The organism is Oleiphilus sp. HI0125 (assembly GCF_001635355.1).
In genome coordinates, this window is sequence record NZ_LWGF01000727.1 from 1 (window position 1) to 5,798 (window position 5,798).

7 protein-coding genes are annotated in these 5,798 nt (G+C 45.0%); all 7 read right to left on the reverse strand.

Annotation, left to right across the window (positions count from 1 at the left end; all coding sequences use genetic code 11):
* A partial coding sequence (locus A3762_RS10695; RefSeq protein ID WP_156493396.1) for a hypothetical protein occupies positions 1–262 on the reverse strand: 262 nt, incomplete at its 3' end.
* A gap of 91 nt (positions 263–353) precedes the next feature.
* On the reverse strand, positions 354–659 hold the full coding sequence (locus A3762_RS10700) for an STAS domain-containing protein (RefSeq protein WP_068754248.1): 306 nt from the start codon (positions 657–659) through the stop codon (positions 354–356).
* 91 nt (positions 660–750) lie between these two features.
* A complete protein-coding gene (locus A3762_RS10705) occupies positions 751–1,800 on the reverse strand; it encodes a chemotaxis response regulator protein-glutamate methylesterase (RefSeq protein WP_068755409.1) in 1,050 nt (349 codons plus the stop codon).
* A 25-nt stretch (positions 1,801–1,825) separates the two neighbouring features.
* Positions 1,826–2,467, reverse strand: a complete 642-nt coding sequence (cheD, locus tag A3762_RS10710; protein ID WP_068755411.1) for a chemoreceptor glutamine deamidase CheD — start codon at positions 2,465–2,467, stop codon at positions 1,826–1,828.
* Between the two features lie 2 nt (positions 2,468–2,469).
* Complete coding sequence (locus A3762_RS10715; RefSeq protein WP_068755418.1) at positions 2,470–3,270, reverse strand: protein-glutamate O-methyltransferase CheR; 801 nt, start codon at positions 3,268–3,270, stop codon at positions 2,470–2,472.
* Between the two features lie 58 nt (positions 3,271–3,328).
* Positions 3,329–3,850 carry a chemotaxis protein CheW gene (locus A3762_RS10720; protein WP_068755414.1) on the reverse strand — a complete coding sequence of 174 codons (522 nt, stop codon included), beginning with the start codon at positions 3,848–3,850 and terminating at the stop codon, positions 3,329–3,331.
* Between the two features lie 21 nt (positions 3,851–3,871).
* The coding region (locus A3762_RS10725; protein ID WP_068755417.1) for a chemotaxis protein CheA at positions 3,872–5,798 on the reverse strand (1,927 nt) is incomplete at its 5' end.

Here is a 5,798-nt window from a genome sequence, read left to right on the forward strand (position 1 = left end):
CTCCGTCTTTTGGCGGTAACGGATTGCCACTTTCATCGTGAGCTTGAGGACTTGCCGAATGCGATATTGAATTAGACAATACTGTTTGATCGCCGGAATGTGCGCCTAAGGGTTCTGATTTTTCTACCTTAGTTTGAGCTTTATTAAAAACCTTACCGAAGGCCTCAGACGAGCCATTCTGGGCTTTAACCGTCGCTGCTCCCGTCTCAATTAACTCTGAGTTCGGTGCACCGGACACTGGAAGTAATGACAATTGCTGCATAATTTTTAACGAACAACGTTATTTAATAATTAATTATGCAATCAACGATACAAAGATCATGCCGACAAGTGTTTATCGGCGCATAGATATATTAAGTGATAGAAAACAGCTGCTCAAAATTGGAAATTTTAAGGATTTTTTTTACATCATCATTGCAATGATTTATTGCGATTTTCGCATCCGCACCACCAGCATGATCACGAAGTAGCAACAACATTCCTAAGGCCGAACTATCTAAATAAGAGGTTTCGCTGAGATCAATTTCGTAAGATGAAATTTGTGTTTCAGCGCTCTCATATGCCTCTCTAAAAGCTGCGTGATGACTGAAATCAAATCTGCCATCTATTGCGATTTTTAAGGTTTGGTCACTACCTTGGTAGCTCACATTCACCGACATACTGCCCTCGTTTTTTCAGTGTTGGTATTACCGCACATAGCGTAGTAAAGATTGCGAAACTCGCGTAATTAATTTGAGAACTAATGAGCAATTATGTACTTTTGCATGCATTAAGTAATTCCGGCCCAATCCGCTGTATGGGCAGCACTTCTACTGCAGCATTCAGTTTAACTGCTGCGCCGGGCATTCCCCACACCACGCTACTTGCCTCATCTTGTGCAATTGTATGCCCTTTTGCTTGTCGCATTCTTAACATGCCGGTGGCTCCATCAGCCCCCATTCCCGTCAACATTGCGCCAACACAGTACTTACCAAGTTCGGCCGTTGCTGAATCAAATAAGACTTCAACCGATGGAATATGTCCGTTTACTTTTTCACCATCTAAGAGCGCTGTAACGAGCTTTTTATCGCGTTTAGCTAAGCGCAGATGACGGTCACCAGGTGCTAAATAAGCACACCCCGCTTTAAGCGGCATACCTGCTTTCGCCTCACAAACTTCAATGGGCATCGTATCGTTTAATCGACTAGCAAAGGTGCCACTAAAGGCCGCTGGGATATGTTGCGCCATAAGAATCGGAGGGCAGTTTTTAGGCATGTACCGAAGAACTTCTTTCAAGGCTTCAGTGCCGCCCGTCGAGCTTCCGATACAAATCACCTTGCCTACTTTATATCGATCTTCTTTAGTTGAAGTCTCGATGGGAGTGCTTGCTTTAGTCGTGACACTTTCACGCGCGAGCATATTAGCTCTAGCCGCATTGCGAACCTTATCTTGAATGACACCTGCGTATTGGACGAGATCTCCCCAGCCTCCACCTTTGGGCTTACAAACGTAGTCAACTGCTCCAATTTCTAGCGCATCGAGCGTAACGGGAGCTCCTTTTGCCGTTAAGGTAGATATCATTACAACTGGCATAGGACGCAAGCGCATCAAATTCTTGAGAAACGAAATCCCATCCATCTTCGGCATTTCAACATCAAGCGTGATTACATCGGGGTTTAGTGCTTTAATCTTCTCTCGCGCGTCAAATGGATCGCTCGCGACCCCGACTACCTGCAAGTCGGGAGCTTGACTGATAATCTCGGTCAGTACTTGGCGTATGAGCTCCGAGTCATCAACTATTAATACTTTATATGAATTCACTGCCAGCCTCTCAAATCGACTTCAGTTAAAATAATTCGACATCGCCTGTATCTGCAGGTTTATTTAAATTGCAACGATAATCGCGTTCACGTTGTGCAATCGTGTCATTCGCAACGCTAATTAAACGCTTCATTTTTACGGCACCAGTATCAGGGAAATACAAGACTTTTCTTGGGTAGCCCCCCCCAACATCCATTGCTGAAATACTTAAGCCTTCGCGTGCGAGATACGATCGAACGAAATCAACATTGCGCGTTCCGATCTCCGTCATATTGCTCAACACATTACCGCCACCGAACACCTTTACTTCGAGGTTCTTGCGGGTTCCGCCCATTTTCAAAATTTCGTTGATGAGATACTCCATTGCCCAATTTCCGTAGCGGGACGCCAAAGCAAGATCTCCCCCCCAATTATCAGTAGAGTGCTCGCCTTCTTGCGGCAACATAAAATGGTTCATGCCTCCAACGCCTAATTGCCGGTCACGAATACAGGCAGCAATACAAGAACCTAAGACGGTCGCGATGATTTCACCGCAACGACTTACATAAAATTCGCCAGGTAAAATTTTCGCTGCTGGCATATTCATTCGGCGATCCCAGTACCGATTAATATGCTCAAAACCTGGTTCTGCAGGAGGCAATGTGCCTGGTAGTTGATGCGCTTCCATCGCTATGATTTCAATCTGTAAATAGTCTTTCCTAGGGATTCAAACCGGACACCAGCGCCATGCATATTTTCAGAATGCCCTATAAACAAATAACCACCGGGGTTTAAAGCATCTGCGTAGCGATTCAATAAACGCTCCTGCGTCTCCTCATTAAAATAAATCATGACGTTGCGACAGAAGATGAAATCAAAGCGTCCTTTCATCGGCCACGATTCCAATAAATTTAGGCGTTTAAAACGAATCAATGACTGCAGCGATGATTGAACTTTCACGATATCTTTATGATTTCTATCAAACAAAAACCATTTCTTTTTTCGGCTCTTACTTAGACCTTCAATCCGCTCAATGTCATAGATTCCCTGCGAAGCTTTTTGCAACACATTTGAATCTAGATCTGTCGCTAAGACTTTCACATCCCAATTTTTGATAGGTAAATATTCGTTCAAGGTTAACGAGATCGAATAAGGCTCCTCTCCCGAGGAACAGCCGGCCGACCACGCTCTTATGTTGCCTTTTCCACGTGCGTGAAGCTGAGGTAAAACCGTGTTCACCAAAAACTCGAAGTGATGTTCTTCTCTAAAAAATGAAGTGAGATTGGTTGTGATCGCGTTGATAAATAAACTGATTTCTGGATGCTTTGGATTGCGAATAATTTCGCAATACTCTCCAAACTCGCTTAGGTTGAGTTCTCGCATCCGACGAGCGAGACGACCATAAACCATGTCTTGTTTATGGTCACCCAGAACGATACCTGTATAAGAATAAGCAAGTTTACTGATCTCAGAAAAATCCTTCTCTGACATGAAGAATTCGCGATCAATCTTTTTCGCGTTGGCTCCCACGTGCTCTCGTCCCTTTGAATCAGTGAATACTTAGCAATGCCTTTTGATCTTGAATGAGGCCTTCGTTTAGATCTAACAAAATGACCATATGTTCTTCTGTACTGCCCAAACCTTTGAAGTACTGACCTTGGGCTTTGTCACTTAACTCGGGTGCGGGCTGAATATCTTTGTCAGAGAAGTTATGAACATCTGACACGGCGTCGACGACCACTCCCATCACTTTATTTGAGTTAGAACATTCGACATTCAAAATAATGACGACAGTCGCATCGTCGTACGTTAAATCGGTCAAGCCAAAGCTCATACGCAGGTCAATAACAGGAACAACAGTCCCGCGCAAGTTCATAACGCCCAAAACATGGTCTGGTGACTTGGGAATGCGCGTAACAGCCTCCCAGCCACGAATTTCTTGAACAGATAATATATTGACGCCAAATTCTTCTTCCTTCATATAGAAGGTCAAATATTGCTCAGCCAATTCTGCCTGCGCATGAATGCCATCATCATTGTTTGGCACTTCAATTTCTGTTTGCTTAGCCATTACTGCTCTCCTTATCTCGCCCTAGGCCGCAGCGGAGTCATCTTCGTTGACGTGTTTCTTGTATTCGTCTCGACTCACGCCAGACAATTTTATCAAGCCGCCAATATCAAGAATTAGTGAGACAGTGCCATCCCCCAAAATAGTGGCACCAGAAATTCCATCGACAGAACGATAGTTTTCCTGAAGACTTTTGATCACCACCTGTTGCTGAGCTAGTAAGTCATCGACGAGTACGGCAATTTTCATGTTATCACCTTCAACGACGACAAGCAGACCATCTTCAAGCTTTTCTGAATCAGGCTTAATGCTGAAGATATCCCAAAGGCGCACAATTGGTACGTATTCATCCCGCAAGCGCAAGACCTCACAGCCTGATGAAACACGATGAATCATTTGATCATAAGACTGAATAGACTCAACAATTGAGACCAGAGGGAAGATAAAGACATCTCTGCCAACTCGGATGAGTTGTCCATCAAGAATTGCTAGTGTGAGTGGTAATCGGATGGTGAACGTGCTGCCTTTGCCAGACTGCGACTCAACTTCGACAGAGCCATTAAGCTCTTGGATATTTCGTCGCACAACGTCCATCCCGACGCCACGACCTGAAATATCGGTGATTTCAGCCGCGGTCGAAAATCCAGGTTTGAAAATCAAATCATAGATCTGTTCATCGCTGAGATTATCACTCGCTTTCACCAAGCCATTATCAATGGCTTTCTCAAGAATACGATCACGATTCAGGCCTGCGCCATCATCAATGATTTGAATCACTATGTTGCCACCCTGATGAAAGGCATTCAGAGTAATTTTACCCATTTCATCTTTGCCAGCTGCAACGCGCGCTTCAGGCGATTCAATGCCGTGATCTAACGAGTTTCGGACTAGATGAACAAGAGGGTCTCCAACACGTTCCATCACTGTTTTGTCGAGTTCCGTTTGCTCACCCATCAACTCCAACTCAACATGCTTGCCGAGTTGTTTGCTCGTATTATGAACCAAACGGGGAAACCGCGAGAACGCAAAACTAATTGGTAGCATGCGTATACGCATAACGCTTTCTTGAAGCTCACGCGTGTGATTGTTGAGCTGCTCAAGCCCTTCCATTAGTCGTGGCAACTTGTCGACAGTAAAATTTCTGCCGAGTTCACCTAGCATAGATTGGGTAATCACTAGTTCCCCAACCATATTAATCAGGCTATCAACCTTGTCGGTTCCGACACGTATTGACGCACTTTCAGCCTTCGCTTTGGGTTCGGCTTTGGCCGCAGTAGTTTGAGGTTTTTCTGCGACGACTTGGCTCGGAGCGGATTCCGCTACCACAGGTGCAGGTTCAGCTGGCGAAGACGCATCCTCTGAGGTATTTGAACTCGACGCTTCGGCAAGCCCAGCACCGCCGATATCTATTGCCTCAATCGTCAATTCAGAATCATCAACGACCCATTCGAACACTTCGTCGACTTGCTCTTTTGTTGCCTCGCCAAACAAAGAAATATTCCATGCGAGATAGCAGGCATCAGCTTCAATGTCATCTAGTTTCGGGACATCTGAGGCATCCACGTCGACCTCAAGCTCACCGAGTTCAGCCAGCTCTCTGAACATCCGAACAGGCTCGTTACCCGTTCGTAAAATATCTGTAGAAGGACGGAAAAATATTTGCCATCCGCGTGCCCCATCATTATGGCCATCATTAGCATCGCCCTCTCCACCGTTTTGGGTTTCAGCGGAAGCGCCTGATTCTCGGCCATTTAAAATATCTTCAAATTCTGATTTAAGTGAATTGGATAATTCGGTCTCGCATTCCTCGTCTTGTTCCAATTGCGTGACCATTGTTCGCAGGCAATCGACTGAACGAAGGAGTAGATCAACATGCTCTGCAAGAATTTTGAATTGATCTGATCGAATCAGATCAAGAAGCGTTTCTACGACGTGTGTAAAATCTGCAATT

What these genes read in the sequence shown, in the direction of transcription:
- A3762_RS10700 (WP_068754248.1), bottom strand. Translation starts at nt 659, where the DNA reads ATGTCGGTGAATGTGAGCTACCAAGGTAGTGACCAAACCTTAAAAATC.
- cheD (WP_068755411.1), bottom strand. Translation starts at nt 2,467, where the DNA reads ATGGAAGCGCATCAACTACCAGGCACATTGCCTCCTGCAGAACCAGGT.
- A3762_RS10715 (WP_068755418.1), bottom strand. Translation starts at nt 3,270, where the DNA reads ATGTCAGAGAAGGATTTTTCTGAGATCAGTAAACTTGCTTATTCTTAT.
- A3762_RS10720 (WP_068755414.1), bottom strand. Translation starts at nt 3,850, where the DNA reads ATGGCTAAGCAAACAGAAATTGAAGTGCCAAACAATGATGATGGCATT.